The sequence below is a fragment of the Mesorhizobium sp. M0698 genome, from assembly GCF_040320455.1.
In the GTDB taxonomy this organism is placed as follows: Bacteria; Pseudomonadota; Alphaproteobacteria; order Rhizobiales; family Rhizobiaceae; genus Mesorhizobium.
This window is the reverse complement of the sequence record NZ_JAMYPQ010000003.1, coordinates 181,172-195,957: the sequence shown is the minus strand read 5'-3', so window position 1 is coordinate 195,957 and position 14,786 is coordinate 181,172. Positions and strand designations below refer to the sequence as shown.

12 protein-coding genes are annotated in these 14,786 nt (G+C 62.3%); 3 read left to right on the top strand and 9 right to left on the bottom strand.

Features of this window, described 5'->3' with window-relative positions; translation table 11 throughout:
• Positions 1-32 precede the first annotated feature (32 nt).
• The 8 genes from tsaE to NKI16_RS08610 all read right to left on the bottom strand — a co-directional run bounded on the left by tsaE (position 33) and on the right by NKI16_RS08610 (position 9,961).
• Positions 33-1,544: a tRNA (adenosine(37)-N6)-threonylcarbamoyltransferase complex ATPase subunit type 1 TsaE gene (gene tsaE, locus NKI16_RS08645; RefSeq protein WP_023677554.1), complete on the bottom strand. Its 1,512-nt coding sequence runs from the start codon at positions 1,542-1,544 to the stop codon at positions 33-35.
• A gap of 8 nt (positions 1,545-1,552) precedes the next feature.
• Positions 1,553-4,114 carry a sensor histidine kinase gene (locus NKI16_RS08640; RefSeq protein ID WP_023677553.1) on the bottom strand — a complete coding sequence of 854 codons (2,562 nt, stop codon included), beginning with the start codon at positions 4,112-4,114 and terminating at the stop codon, positions 1,553-1,555.
• A gap of 188 nt (positions 4,115-4,302) precedes the next feature.
• Positions 4,303-5,703, bottom strand: a complete 1,401-nt coding sequence (gene ahcY / locus NKI16_RS08635; RefSeq protein WP_023677552.1) for an adenosylhomocysteinase — start codon at positions 5,701-5,703, stop codon at positions 4,303-4,305.
• Between the two features lie 412 nt (positions 5,704-6,115).
• A complete protein-coding gene (locus NKI16_RS08630; protein ID WP_023677551.1) occupies positions 6,116-6,412 on the bottom strand; it encodes an HPr family phosphocarrier protein in 297 nt (98 codons plus the stop codon).
• Positions 6,409-6,810, bottom strand: a complete 402-nt coding sequence (locus tag NKI16_RS08625) for a PTS sugar transporter subunit IIA (protein WP_254815942.1) — start codon at positions 6,808-6,810, stop codon at positions 6,409-6,411. Before NKI16_RS08625 ends, NKI16_RS08630 begins: the two co-directional genes overlap by 4 nt.
• A gap of 164 nt (positions 6,811-6,974) precedes the next feature.
• A complete protein-coding gene (locus tag NKI16_RS08620) occupies positions 6,975-7,421 on the bottom strand; it encodes an HPr kinase/phosphorylase (protein WP_352568484.1) in 447 nt (148 codons plus the stop codon).
• A gap of 31 nt (positions 7,422-7,452) precedes the next feature.
• On the bottom strand, positions 7,453-9,237 hold the full coding sequence (locus tag NKI16_RS08615) for a sensor histidine kinase (protein WP_023677548.1): 1,785 nt from the start codon (positions 9,235-9,237) through the stop codon (positions 7,453-7,455).
• A gap of 22 nt (positions 9,238-9,259) precedes the next feature.
• Positions 9,260-9,961, bottom strand: a complete 702-nt coding sequence (locus NKI16_RS08610; protein WP_023677547.1) for a response regulator transcription factor — start codon at positions 9,959-9,961, stop codon at positions 9,260-9,262.
• A 342-nt stretch (positions 9,962-10,303) separates the two neighbouring features.
• Here NKI16_RS08610 and NKI16_RS08605 point away from each other — a divergent pair, with 342 nt between their 5' ends.
• The 3 genes from NKI16_RS08605 to NKI16_RS08595 all read left to right on the top strand — a co-directional run bounded on the left by NKI16_RS08605 (position 10,304) and on the right by NKI16_RS08595 (position 13,180).
• A complete protein-coding gene (locus NKI16_RS08605; protein WP_352568486.1) occupies positions 10,304-11,914 on the top strand; it encodes a phosphoenolpyruvate carboxykinase in 1,611 nt (536 codons plus the stop codon).
• A gap of 79 nt (positions 11,915-11,993) precedes the next feature.
• Complete coding sequence (gene arfB, locus NKI16_RS08600; protein WP_023677545.1) at positions 11,994-12,431, top strand: alternative ribosome rescue aminoacyl-tRNA hydrolase ArfB; 438 nt, start codon at positions 11,994-11,996, stop codon at positions 12,429-12,431.
• A gap of 131 nt (positions 12,432-12,562) precedes the next feature.
• Positions 12,563-13,180, top strand: coding sequence for an alpha-ketoglutarate-dependent dioxygenase AlkB family protein (locus tag NKI16_RS08595; protein WP_352691471.1), 618 nt, complete (start codon positions 12,563-12,565; stop codon positions 13,178-13,180).
• Here the strand turns inward: NKI16_RS08595 and NKI16_RS08590 are convergent.
• Positions 13,143-14,756 (bottom strand): hypothetical protein, encoded by a 1,614-nt coding sequence (locus tag NKI16_RS08590; RefSeq protein ID WP_352576332.1) that lies wholly within the window; start codon positions 14,754-14,756, stop codon positions 13,143-13,145. The genes NKI16_RS08595 and NKI16_RS08590 overlap by 38 nt on opposite strands.
• Between the last annotated feature and the right edge of the window lie 30 nt (positions 14,757-14,786).

Below are 14,786 nucleotides of genomic sequence, written 5' to 3'. Positions count from 1 at the left end.
ATCCGACGCCTTCGGGCCCAAATCCTTAGCCGTCAAATCGAGCGTTCCTCCAGCAAGCCGTGGGCGATGTAGAAATCCTGCAGCCCGGCCAGCGCCGGATGCGCCAGTGCCCGGCGAAGATAGTCGCGGATGCGCGGCAGATGCTTCAGATAATAAGGCTTGCCGTCGCGTTTTTCGAGCCGCACGAAGATGCCGAGGATCTTGGAATTGCGCTGTGCGGCCATGATTGCATAGGTTTCGCGGAATTCGTTCTCATCGAAGGCACCGGCAGCGCGTCGCGCGGCGATGTAGGCGGCGAGCGTGTGCTTTTCGATTTCGGGTGAGATAGTGACGCGCGCGTCCATGGCGAGCGAGGCGACGTCGTAGGCGGACGGCCCGATCAGCGCGTCCTGGACATCGACGACGCCGAGGCGATCGTGACCGGAACGGTCAGCGCGCCAGATCAGGTTGGGTGAATGGAAATCGCGCAGCATCAGCGTGTATTCGCGCCCCTCCAGCCGATCGAGCACCGCACTCCATTCGCTGCGGTAACCGGCGCGCAGCGCCTCTCTAGGCGGAGCGCCTGATATCGCCGGGACATACCAGTCGACCAACAATTCGGCCTCGATCATCATGGCGTCGCGGTCGAAAGGCGGCACCTCATGGAAGACGCCGGGGCCGGCCTGCATGCGGGCCGGCCATGTTTTGCCGTGCATCATGGCAAGCAGTTCGGCCGCCGCAGCGTAGCGCTCGGCCACCGGCTGGCCGCGCTTGTCGAGAAACCCTTGGGAACCGAGATGCTCCAGCAGGAGAAAACCCTGGTCGAGATCCTGGGCATAGATTTCCGGGACGCTGACGCCGCCGGCCCGCAAGGCCCGGTCGATGGCGACGAACGCCGAAACGGATTGCGCGGTGTGAGCGATCTCGGCATAGGGTTTGCCGTCGCGGACTGGCGGTCCGAGCACCAGCCTTGGCGAGTTCATCAGCACCCGCGGCGGAAATCTGGCGAGCGTGACGATCTCGTAGGAGCGAGCCGAGGCATCACCGATGAAATGTCGTCGCTGCGCTTCGCCCCAACCGGCCTGCCCGAGAAAATCGCGCATTGCCAGCGATCGCGCCGCGCGCTCGAAGGCGGCGCCCTCTCCCGATAGTCTCGCCAGTCGGCCGTCGCCCTGCTGGAGAAGTTCGACCAGCACCGAGGTTTTCGGCAGATATGCCTCTGCCCGCTCCGGCCATTCGACCAGCGCGGCGCCTTGCGTCAGCGCCTCGTCGAAGCCCAGCTCGTCCAGCTCGGATGCCGTGCCCAAGCGGTAGAGATCGAAATGATGAACCGGCACACGCGTGTCGTAGCTCTGGACCAGCGTGAAGGTCGGGCTCGGCACGTCGAGTCCGGCATCGTCGGCCAGTGCCTTGATCAGCGCCCGTGCCAAGGTCGATTTGCCGGCGCCGAGATCGCCCTTGAGGGCGAGCACGTCGCCAATGCGCAGCGACATGGCGAGATCCTCGCCGAACCTTGCCGTCGCAGCCTCGTCGGCGAGAAAACGCTCCAGCACCAATACCGCCATCGAACGCGCTACTCGGCCGCCGCGCGGATGCCGGACGGCGTGTCGGGAAAGGCGCAAACAACCGTGGTGCCCTTATCCCTGCCGGTCTCGATGCGGACGCTGCCGCCATGCAGTTCGACAAAGCTCTTGACGATCGACAGGCCGAGCCCGGCGCCACGGCGGCGGCCGCCATTGGTGCGCGGCTCGAAGCGCCGGAACACTGAGTCAAGCAGGTCCGGCGGCATGCCGGGGCCGTCATCGTGAACGGAAAATTCCACGCCGTCGGCAAGTTGGCGGCAGGCGAGCGTTATGGTGCTCGCCTCCGGCGCGTAATTGGCGGCATTGCTGAGCAGATTGTAGAGGATCTGGCGGACGCGGATCTCGTCGCCGTGGAAGGTTTTCGGCGCGGCCGCCGCGTCGATCCTAAGCTTGATCGCATGTTCCTCCAGCCGGTCGGCGACCAGTTCGGCGGCAGCCGTAATGGTTCGATCGATGTGAACTTCGGAAATGTCGAGTTCCATGATGCCGGCATCCACCGTCGCCAGGTCGAGGATGTCGTTGACGATGGTGAGCAGGACCGAGGAAGACGAGCCGACATGCCCGATATATTCGCGTTGCTTCTGGTTCAGCGGACCAGTCGACGGCAGTGAAAGAAGCTCGGTAAAGCCGATGATGTTGGTGAGTGGCGAGCGCAGCTCATAGGAGACGTGCTGCACGAATTCGTTCTTGATCTGGTCGGACTTTTGCAGCGCCTCATTCTTGTCCTTCAGCGCCCGCTCGACATTGACGCTGTCGGTAACGTCGACGAAGGTCATCATCACCTGGCCGTTGGGCAAAGGGATGACGGCGTAGCGCAAAACGGTGCCGTTGTTCAATTCGGTTTGGCCGTGGCGGTCGCGGCGCTCGTCGTCGAAGCCGGTGATGGCGGCAACGAACCCGCCCCACGGACTGTCGACGGCACGGCGGTCGCAAAGGTTGCGGATCGTCGAGACATGGACGTTGGGTTTTGAGGCATCGGCATCCAGCCCCCACAATGCCGCGAACGCCGGGTTCGACAATCTCAGCTTGCCGTCGGGGCCGAACACAGCGACGCCTTCGGCGAGGTTGTCGAGCGTCTCGCCCTGGACCCGGACGGCGGTCTGGTAGCGGCTTTCAAGGTCCATCTTCTCGGTCAGGTTCTCGAACACCCAGGTGACGCCGCCCTTGGGCTGCGGATTGGCGACGACGCGAATGGTCTTGCCGTCCGGCAGATGCCACCAATGCTCCTGCGATTCAACCGCGCGGTAAGCGCCGAGCAGGCTCTCTTTCCAGCGCCGCCATTCGGGCTGCTCGGCGATCCTGCCTTCGCTGCGCAGGCGGTCAAGCAGCAAGGCGTTGTCCGGCGCGCTGTGCAGGAAGCCGCTGTCGAGGCCCCATAGCTTCTGGAACGCCTGATTGAAAAACCGCAATTTCTCGTCGGTGTCGAAAATCGCCACGGCGGTGTTGAGCTGATCGAGCGTGTCGGCGTGGCTCTGCATGGTCCGCTCATATTCGGCGCGAATGGCCTCGATAGCGCTGATGTCGCAGGCAAGACCAGCCGAACCATCCGCCCCGGCAAAATCGGTCACGGCAAACATACGGCGGTCGCCTTCGATGACCGTGGAGAGCGTCTGTTCAAAGACCGCGCGCGACTTGTGCTGCGCAGCGATCGTGTCGCGCGCCTGGCCGCCGAGGAATTCCTTGCCATCGCGGACCGCCGCTTCGGCATTCTCGGCCTCGACCGCTTCGGCATAGGCGCGGTTGACCCATTTCAGCCGCCCGTCGACAGTACGCAGCCATGACGGCATCTTGAGCGCATCCAGAAGACCGATCAGCGTCTCATGGTCGGCGGCTAAGCGTTGGTTCTCGATCTTCAGCCTGGCCTGGCTTCGCTGTGTCTCCGAAAGCGAGACGAAGCGAACCAGCACATGCGCCGCACTCTTGCGGCCGTGAACCTCGAGCGGCTGGCCGGCCTGCGATTCGATGACCAGATCGAACGGCTTTGCCTTGTCCCGCAGTGCCGCTACGGCATGTTCGAGTGCGGCCGCCGAACGCGGCATCAGCCAGCGGCCGAAAGCCAGGAAGGCCGCCCGGTCCTCCGGCGCGCCGCTCTCGATCGGCAATGTCCCGACAAGTTCGGGCTTCTTGTTCTCGGCCGCCCATACCACCACGCGCTGATCGCGAGAATGGAGCAGCGCCTCCGAGCGCTGCAGCGCGGCATTGACGTCGGCGATGCGGGTCCTGAGCTCGGCATTTTCCGCCGCGGTGCGCGCCCGTTCGCGGATCAGAAAGATGGCCGACAGCAATGCCGCCCCCATGACGCCGACGAACATGGCGAGTTGCATGACCTCGACCGTGCTGACCGACAGCCCGGCCTTTTGCGCCACGCGGGTTTGGGCATGTGCAGTAAAGCCAAGCAGCGGACCAACCAGCGCGGAAGAAGCAAGCAGCACACCGACACGGCTGCCGGCGCGCCATAGAAGGCTGCCGCCTCTGGCAGCGGAGCCCGTGATCGAATCGTTATGGCCGCCGGAAACGGCCTGTCCCGCGCAAGGCGGGTTATCCCCCGGCATGTCTTGGTCCTCTTCGCCGCCTGAATGCAAGACCGCCCTGATGCGTGCGCCCGGGCCTCGTCCCCGGACCGCGAATCAGCACCATAGCGCTTGCGCGAATCGGCGTGAAGAATCAATCAGCGCAAAAATAAAGCCGGGCGAAAAGTCAATTGCCCGGCTTCAATATCTAGTGGCAAGTTTCGCCGTGGTTAATAGCGGTAGTGTTCCGGCTTGAACGGTCCCTGCGGAGTGACGCCGATATAGGCGGCCTGTTCGCCGGACAGTTCGGTCAGGCGGGCACCGAGCTTGTCGAGATGCAGGCGCGCGACCTTTTCGTCGAGATGCTTCGGCAGGACATAGACCTGGTTCTCGTACTGACCGGGCTTGGTGTACAACTCGATCTGGGCCAACACCTGGTTGGTGAAGGACGCCGACATGACGAAGCTCGGATGGCCGGTGGCGTTGCCGAGGTTGAGCAGACGGCCCTCCGACAAAAGGATCATCCGCTTGCCGTCCGGGAAGGTGATCATGTCCACCTGAGGCTTGATGTTGGTCCACTTCAGATTGCGCAGCGAGGCCACCTGGATCTCGTTGTCGAAGTGACCGATGTTGCCGACGATCACCATGTCCTTCATCAGGCGCATGTGGTCGAGGGTAACGACGTCCTTGTTGCCGGTGGTGGTGATGACGATGTCGGCCGTCGGCGCCGCGTCCTCGAGCGTGACCACCTCGAAACCGTCCATCGCCGCCTGCAGCGCGCAGATCGGATCGACCTCGGTGACCTTGACGCGGGCGCCGGCGCCCTTGAGCGAAGCCGACGAGCCTTTGCCGACGTCGCCATAGCCGCAGACAACCGCGACCTTGCCGGCCATCATCGTGTCGGTGCCGCGGCGAATGCCGTCGACAAGCGATTCCTTGCAGCCATATTTGTTGTCGAATTTCGACTTGGTGACGGAATCATTGACGTTGATCGCCGGGAACGGCAGCAAGCCTTTTTTCTGCAGCTGATAGAGCCGGTTGACGCCGGTCGTCGTCTCTTCAGTGACGCCGCGGATCGCTTCCTTCTGCTTGGTGAAGAAGCCGGGCGATGCCTGCATGCGCTTTTTGATCTGGGCAAACAGGATCTCTTCCTCTTCGCTGCCCGGATTGGACAGCACATCCTCGCCGGCCTCCGCGCGGGCGCCGATCAGGATGTACATGGTGGCATCGCCACCGTCGTCGAGGATCATGTTGGAGGTGCCGCCATCGGCCCACTGGAAGATCTTGTCGGTGTAGACCCAATAGTCCTCCAGCGTCTCGCCCTTGACGGCAAACACCGGAATTCCGGCCTCGGCAATGGCCGCGGCGGCGTGGTCCTGGGTCGAGAAGATGTTGCAGGAAGCCCAGCGGATATCGGCGCCGAGCGCCTTAAGCGTTTCGATCAGCACCGCCGTCTGGATGGTCATGTGCAGCGAGCCGGTGATGCGCGCGCCCTTGAGCGGCTTCTTGTCGCCGAATTCCTCGCGGCAGGCCATCAGGCCCGGCATTTCGGTTTCGGCGATCTCGATCTCCTTGCGGCCCCAGCCGGCAAGCGCGATGTCTGCGACCACATAGTCCTTGCTACCCGTCATGGCAGTGCTCCGATGCGAATTGATTGCGGGACGCGCCCGCCCCGAAGGCGTGTCGGAGGGCGCGAGTTGCCGGCCTGACTAGCAGATCGGGAGTCGGACGACAATGGGATATAAAGAAATCTTTATCCGTGCATGTCTTCAGCTACGGCGGCCATGAGAGCGCGCAGAAGGGGTGCTGTCCAAGGTGGCCGTCCCTCAGACCTCAGATCGGCAACACTTTCAAAGCCGGAAACAAAAAACCCGCCTCGGCGGGCGGGTCTTCGGGGCCAATTGGCACCATAGCGAGATTAGTAGCATAGCTGCCGGCACAAAGCAAGAACAAAATACGCGACGGTCGCGCAAAAATGCGATTTCCTTCACCGCCGCAAGGTTGCGCCCGAACATGCCGCAGCAGGTGCCGTCGGCGAAGCCGTCAGCACTCCTCGCCGAAACGGGAAGCAACCAGTTGCTCCAGCGCATCGATGACCTCTTCGGCCTCCGGGCCGGTGGCGGTGACGCGGATCGAATAACCGGGGCTCGCCGCCAGCATCATCAGGCCCATGATCGAGGTGCCGCCGACCTTGACGCCGTCCTTCTCGACCTGGACCGTGGCGTTGAAGCCGCTGGCGATTTGAACGAACTTGGCCGAGGCGCGCGCATGCAGGCCGCGCTGGTTGACGATCGGAAAGTCGCGAACGATCTTGTCCTTTTCCGGCAACAGGGCACTCATTTGCTGCTCAGGAGCTGACTGGCGACATTGATGTATTTACGGCCGGCAGCCTGCGCCTCATCCAGCGCGGCCGTCATGTTGTCGCCTTTGCGAACGCTGGACAGCTTGATCAGCATCGGCAGGTTCATGCCGGCAATGACCTCGATGCGCCCGGATTCCATCACGGAAATGGCGAGGTTGGAGGGCGTGCCGCCGAACATATCGGTCAAAACGATGACGCCTGATCCCGTATCGACGCGGCCGACCGCGTCGATAATGTCGCGGCGGCGCTGTTCCATATCGTCGTCGGCACCGATCGCCACGGTCTCGAAATTGTCTTGTGGCCCAACGACATGTTCCACGGCATTGCGGAACTCGGCGGCCAGTTGACCGTGCGTTACAAGCACGAGTCCGATCATTCTTTGGTGGCTCCCGTCATCGCCGCTTCACAGGCGCATTTTATGCTCGCCGACCTTTCCAGGTGGCGGGAGCGCTATCTTGTCGACGCAAGGCCTGTTGACAAGCCCAAAATTGCGCCGGCCCAAGCCAATTTGACGCATTGCAGCAAAAAATCGAAATCGGATCACAGGAAAGGCGCAATCGACAGGCGCGACATCACTGCCGGCAAGGCCGCCGCTACATTGCGCCCGGCAAGATCAATGCGCGGCACTGGTACGCCGACAACGAGTTCGCTGCAGTCTTCCTGGAAGCGGGCCATTTTGCCGGCTGGCACCAGCCGGATAATGAGGTCGATCACGCAGCTTGGCTCGAACCGTATCGGTTTGGGGCCGAATCCCGGCACCTCGACGAGGCCGGCTATGCTGGCTGGTGCGCGGCAGACCAGCCGCCCGTCGCAATCTGCAGCATAGAGCTGGTCATCGCCGATCAGCCGGGAAAACAGCCCACGCTGGCTGCAATGATCGATCAAGGCGAGCGCCAGCGTCGTCTTGCCCAAGCCGGACGGTCCGGTGATGAGAATGCCGCGATCACCTATCAGGATCGCGGTGCCGTGAATATTTTCAGGCTGCACAATAGGACCAGGCGTGATTGGAATTCATCCGTCAGCCTTCCGCCGGCAGCGTCACCACGAAGCGCGCGCCCTTGATCTCGCCAGGCTTGGTGCCCGGGATGTTCTCGGCGCTCAGCGTGCCGCCATGGGCTTCAACGATCTGCCTGGATATCGACAGGCCAAGGCCCGAGTTCTGACCGAACGCCTCGCCGGCCGGCCGATCGGTATAGAACCGCTCGAAAATGCGGTCGATGTTATCGGCACGGATACCGGGTCCATTGTCGTCGATGGTGACGATGTTGAACTTGCCGGCGCGCGCCAGCGATATGGTGATGTGGCCACGTTCCTCGGGAACGAACGAGCGGGCATTCTCGATCAGGTTGGTGATCACCTGGCCGATCCTCAGGTCATGACCGACGACGAAGTAGCCTTTCACGCCCTGTGGCAGTTTGGCGACCTTGAATTCGATCTCGACCGCCTTCTTGTTGCGCGTGGCCTCGCGCGAGACGGCGACCAGATCGGTGATGAACTTCTTGAGGTCGACGGTTCCCGCATCTTCCCGCGCCAGCTCGGCATCGAGACGGGAGGCATCGGAAATATCGGTGATGAGACGGTCAAGCCGCCTCACATCGTGCTGGATGATATCCATCAGCCGGCTGCGCGAATTGTCGTTCCTGGCCAGCGGCAATGTCTCCACCGCGCTGCGCAGCGAGGTAAGCGGGTTCTTCAACTCGTGCGAGACATCCGCGGCAAAACTTTCGATCGCCTCGATGCGGGCGTAGAGCGCATTGGTCATGTCGCGCACGGCGATCGACAGATTGCCGATCTCGTCCTGGCGGTCGGAGAAGTCGGGGATTTCCTCGCGGTTCTTGACGCCGCGGCGAACCCTGACCGCCGCCGCGGAAAGCCGGCGCAGCGGGTTGGCGATGGTGGAGGCCAGCAGCATCGACAGGATGGCGGTAACCAGGGCGGCAATGCCGAACACGCGCAGGATCGCCTTGCGCTCGGCCGCGACGATCTTGTCGATGTCGCCGCCTTCGGTCGACAGCATCAGCACGCCGAGAACGGCACGGAAGCGCTGGATCGGCACCGCCACAGAAACGATCTGCTCGCCCTGCTCCGAGATCCGCACGATCGTCGACGGGCTGCCGGTAAGCGCCTTGACCACTTCCGGAAACGCGGCGCCGTTGCCACCCGGCTGCTCGCGATAGACGGGCAGCTGCTTGTTGCGGAAGAAATCGAAGACGAATTTCTGGATGCGCTCCAGAAGGTCTGGCTGTTCCTCTTCGACCGGCGGCAGGTCGTAGCGAAGGATCTGGCCGCGCGAATAGAGATGGCGGGAATCGAGCAGCAGGTTGGCGTCGCGGTCGTAAATGCGGGCGCGGGTGCGCGTCGGCGAGATCAACCGCCTGAGCACCGGCGCCACGCGCTCCGGATTGATCGGGAAATCGAGGTTATCGAGCTGATCGGAGCCCGGGCCGAGGCTTTCGCCGGCCTGTAACTCGAGCAGCTTCTCCGGATCGATGCTGATCGAATCGGTCTCGACCGTCGCCGAGGCGGCGATCGCGCCGGCGATGATCTCGCCTTGAGTCATCAGGCTCTCGACACGGGCGTCGATCAGCCCGTCGCGAAAGGTATTGAGATAGAGAATGCCGGTGACCAGGACGGCAAGGCCGGCAAGGTTGAGAAAGAGGATACGCCGCGTCAGGCTGGAAAAGATGTGATGGCCGAGAAACCGGCGCATCGGCACCGTAATTTTCGACACGAAGGCGGGCAGAATCCGCGGCGGGCGCCTGGCGGCGCCCGACCGTCTCACTCGCTCTACTTGCACTGCCATCGAATAGCAGCTCCCGCTCGACTCAAGCTTCGCGGAACCGATATCCGACTCCGTAAAGGGTTTCGATCATTTCGAAGTCATCATCAACGGCCTTGAACTTTTTGCGTAGCCGCTTGATGTGACTGTCGATGGTGCGGTCATCGACATAGACCTGCTCATCATAAGCCGAATCCATCAGCGCATCACGGCTTTTTACAACGCCCGGACGCTGGGCCAGCGAATGCAGGATGAGGAACTCGGTGACGGTCAGCGTCACCGGCTCGCCCTTCCAGGTGCAGGTGTGGCGCTCCTGGTCCATGACAAGCTGGCCGCGCTCAAGCGACCGGGCCTGCTGGTTGGGCGCCTTGGCAGCCGCCTCGCGGGTGCTGGCGCGTCGCAGCACGGCGCGGACGCGTTCGACAAGAAGACGCTGCGAGAAGGGTTTGCGGATGAAGTCGTCGGCGCCCATCTTGAGGCCGAACAGTTCATCGATCTCATCGTCCTTGGAGGTCAGGAAGATCACCGGCAGGTCGGATTTCTGACGCATCCGGCGCAGCAACTCCATGCCGTCCATGCGCGGCATCTTGATGTCGAGGATGGCGAGGTTCGGCGGGCGCGCCGCCAGTCCCTCCAGCGCCGATGCCCCATCCGTGTAGGTTTCGACCCGATAACCCTCGGATTCGAGGGCGATCGAAACCGAAGTCAGAATGTTGCGATCGTCGTCGACAAGCGCGATTGTTGCCATTTCAAGCGGCTCCCTCATGAGCTGTCCCTTCTTTCGTCGAGAAGGGGCTTTTGCAGGACAAATTAGGTACAAAATGTGGCATAGGCTGTATCCGCTGTCACGCGCGGCATGTCGACGGCCACAATTGTACCTCGATATGGATTGGACGAATGAACATCGCCAATCCTTTGGGCAACCATCAGTGTTTTTGCACATATAAACGATTTAAACAACTTTCAAAATATTTAAATCGATTAATGATTTGATATCATTCGCCTTTTCTGGTTTTGACGTTTTTAGCTCCTGCAATGGGAGTTCCGGAATTCGCCGGTAAAGACGCGGTAAATCGAAGAAGGGACACCCATGTCGGAAGCCGGCAAACGCAATCCTGCATGTGCAATCGATCGGATCGGCCTAAGAACCACGGGCGTGGTGCGCTATAATTTCGGCGCGGCCGCGCTCTACGAGGAGGCAATCCGCCGTGGCGAGGCCCGACTCACCGCGCATGGCGCGCTTGCCGCCGAGACCGGGCAGCACACCGGCCGCTCGCCCAGGGACAAATTCGTGGTGCGCGACGAAAGCACCGCGCCGCATGTATGGTGGGACAACAACAAAGCGATTTCGCCGATCCAGTTCGATACGCTGCTTGGCGATTTTCGCGCCCACGCGGCTGGAAAGGACCTTTATGTGCAGGACCTGGTCGGCGGCGCCGACGAGGAGCTGAAGCTGCCGACCAGGGTGATCACGGAGCTTGCCTGGCACTCCTTGTTCATCCGCAATCTGCTCATCCGACCGGCCGCCGCCGAACTCGAGCATTTCATGCCCGATTTGACGATCATCGACCTGCCGTCGTTCCGCGCCGATCCCGCCCGCCACGGCACGCGCGGCGAAACGGTGATTGCCGTCGATCTTTCGCACATGATCGTGTTGATCGGCGGTACCTCGTATGCCGGCGAGATGAAGAAGTCGGTGTTCACCGTGCTCAACTATCTGCTGCCGGCAAAAGGTGTGATGCCGATGCACTGCTCGGCCAATGAAGGGCCCGTCGGCGACGCGGCCGTTTTCTTCGGCCTTTCCGGGACCGGCAAGACGACGTTGTCGGCCGACCCGTCGCGCACGCTGGTCGGCGACGACGAGCATGGCTGGGGACCGCACGGCATCTTCAATTTCGAGGGCGGCTGCTATGCCAAGACGATCAAGCTTTCGGCCGAAGCCGAGCCGGAGATCTTCGCCACCACCCAGCGCTTCGGCACGGTGCTGGAGAATGTGGCGCTCGACGCAGGCCGCGTGCCGGATTTCGACGACGGCGGGCTGACCGAAAACACACGCTGCGCCTACCCGCTCCACTTCATCCCCAACGCCAGCAAGACGGGGCGCGCCAGCCACCCGAAGAACATCATCATGCTGACCGCCGACGCATTCGGTGTGATGCCGCCGATCGCGCGGCTGACCCCGGCGCAGGCCATGTACCATTTCCTCTCCGGCTATACCGCCAAGGTGGCGGGGACCGAGAAGGGCGTTACGGAACCCGAAGCGACATTTTCGACATGCTTCGGCGCACCGTTCATGCCGCGGCATCCGTCGGAATACGGCAATCTGTTGCGCGAGCTCATCGCCCGCCAAGGCGTCGATTGCTGGCTGGTCAACACCGGCTGGACCGGCGGCGCCTACGGCACCGGCAAGCGAATGCCGATCAAAGCAACGCGGGCGCTGCTTGCGGCGGCGCTCGACGGCTCGCTGAAAGCGGCCGACTTCCGCACCGACGCCAATTTCGGTTTCGACGTACCGGTGACGGTTGCCGGCGTCGACCGCGCCATTCTCGACCCTAGATCGACCTGGATCGACAAGCCCGCCTACGACCGGCAGGCGGCAAGGCTGGTCGGCATGTTCGTCGACAATTTCGAAAAGTTCGAAGCCCATGTCGACGCCACCGTGCTCGGCGCCGCACCACGCATGCAGGTAGCGGCTGAATAGCCGTCGCCCCGGGTGATGCTTCAAGGCCCGGCTTCGATCGGGCCTTTTCTTTTTTCGCCTGCCGCGCCATGAGTGCGGCATGAACGCCGACGACAAGATCATCATTACCGACGATGCGGTGATTAATCCGGGCGACCTGCACGAGGACTTCATTCGTTCGTCCGGCCCGGGCGGCCAGAACGTCAACAAGGTGGCGACGGCAGTGCAATTGCGCTTCGATGCCGCCAATGCGGCTGGCCTGTCGGAGCGGGTGCGCGAACGGACCATCAAGCTTGCCGGCCAGCGCGCCACCAAGGACGGCGTCATCGTCATCGAAGCTGGACGCTTCCGCACCCAGGAGCAGAACCGGGCGGACGCCCGGGCGCGGCTGACGGCACTGGTCGCCAAGGCCGCCGAACCACCACCACCGCCGCGCAAGAAGACCAGGCCGTCCAAAGGCGCGGTCGAAAGACGACTCAAGAGCAAGGCCGGGCGCGGCTCGATCAAGAAACTGCGCGGCCGGGTCGGGGATGAGTGACAGCCGAAGCGGCTTCGGATCTCAGATCGCCGGTTAAAGCGCGCAGCCACCGTCGGAGGCGGCTTTCGGGTCGCCGTTTTCATTTGACGGTGGCATTCTGATTTCTCCAGACCAACGGATTAAGCGACGCGATGCTCGTACTGCCCAAAGGCGTCCGCCATATGCCCGGCTACCTGTCGCGCGCCATGCAGGAAGTGCTGGTGGAAGATATCAGGCAGGTCGTGCAGAAGGCGCCGCTGTTCGTGCCGGCGATGCCGCGTACCGGCAAGGAGATGAGCGTGCGCATGACCAATTGCGGTCCGCTGGGCTGGGTCACCGACAAGGAGCACGGCTATCGCTACCAGCCGACCCACCCGGTGACCGGAAGGCTTTGGCCGCCGATCCCGGAGATGCTGCTCGAACTGTGGCGGGATGTATCTGCCTATGCGCACCCGCCGGAAGCCTGCCTGGTCAATTCCTATTCGCAGGATGCCAAGATGGGTCTTCACCAGGACCGCGACGAGAGCGATTTCTCCGCGCCTGTCGTCTCGGTGTCGCTCGGCGACGATTGCCTGTTCCGGGTCGGCCAGACGACGCGCGACGGCGCCACCAAATCGTTCAGGCTGAGGAGCGGCGACGTCGTCGTGCTTGGCGGCGAAGGGCGGCTCTGCTTTCACGGCGTCGACCGTATCTACCCGTCGACCTCGGCATTGCTCAGGAGTGGCGGCCGCATCAATCTGACGCTGCGACGGGTGACGATGCCGAAATAGGCTGTTCGGGTGGCCGGTGGCCCGGGCGGACATAATCGTCGCGCAAATAGATGCGCTCGGTCTCGTCCTCGATAAGAATGCGGTAGTGCGCCAGGATGGCGTCAAAGCCAAAACGCCCCATCAGTTGGCTTGTCCACATTGTGTTGTTTTTCTTGAAGACGACGATATCCGGGCGCAGACGCGCGAACTCTTCGCGTTTGCTTTCGACGTAGCGCGCCATGATGGCCTGGTAACGCGTGGCTTCGGCGGTGTCACCCGAGAGGGCTGCGTGCCGGGACAGGGAAAGTGCGAACGCTCCAAGCCAATCGCTGACGTGGGTCGAAACGAACTGCCCATCGATCATACGGTTCAACGGATGTCCCGAGGAAATATCCGAACTGACCAACGCTACGGTCGGCCGATCGGTGGCGGCGCGAATTGCGGCAACCAGCGCCGGCCCTGGTTTCTGGGTGCTCCAGTACGGCAAGAAAGCGATTGCCACCGCCGCCAATGCCCAAGCTCGCGAAGGAGCCGTCACGAACGTCAACAGCTTCGACGGCTGCTGCACGATCCTGGGCAGTGCCAGCAGGCAGAAAATGGCTGCCACAGCGCAAAAGATCGCGGGATAGGCATGATAAGACCAGCCTTTGGCTTGGTAGAACAGGGGAAACATGCCAGCGATCGATGCCGCCAACGCTACCGCCGCCAGCTCTGGAAACCGCCTGGCAGGCCACAGCCACCAGATCAGGAAGACAAGGAAACACCACGAGAAACCGTAGCCGATCACAATCGGCCAAAAGATGCCGATCTTTGCATAAACGTCCGCCAAGAGGGGATAGATGTCGCGCATGAATTCCGGATGGATCAGCGTGACCGTGCTGAGATAGACAACGCAGATGCCGCCAATGACCCAGTGTTCCAGGGCGAAGATCGATTTCAGACTGCGCCGGCGCACTGCAACGACCAGTGCCGGCGCCAACACCATGATCGCATAGTAGGGCTTGACCAGCAGCAGAATGCTGCCCGACAGGCCGGCGAGTACGGCGAGCCCGGGGTCTGGTTGGGCAGCTGCATCTCTGCGCGCGCGCCAGGCATGAAGCGCAAGCAGCGGCATGAAAAGTGCCATGCCGATATGCTCCCGCTCGCTGAAGGCATTTCCGGGGAAGACCACCAACATTGCGCAAAACGCTGGCCCCAGTGCAAACAATGATGCAGTTTCGGTGAAACCCGCACGCTTGACGATCACGCCCGAGAGCGAAAGTCCGATAAGCACGGCAAGGTATGTCCAGGCCTCAACCAGGATTTCCGGGGCGGTGCCCAGCAATCTGGCCGCAGCCACTGGCGGCAGATAGAGCCAGACGCTGAATGGGGGATTGGTCTCATAGATTTGCGAGTAAAGCCGCTCACCGGACAGCATACGCTCGCAGACCGTGATCAGCCAGCTAGTGTCGGGAACAGTCCCCCAACGTCGCTGCCAGAAGATCGAGAAGACGGTGACTGCGGCAATGGCCAGGACATTGCGGCTAGGAAGCAGCGACGCCGCAATATCCCGGTCGCGCCAGCGGCTCAAGCCGCCAATGTCGTTCGAGACGCTCATGCTGTTGCACCGAGGCTCTCGAGATCGAGC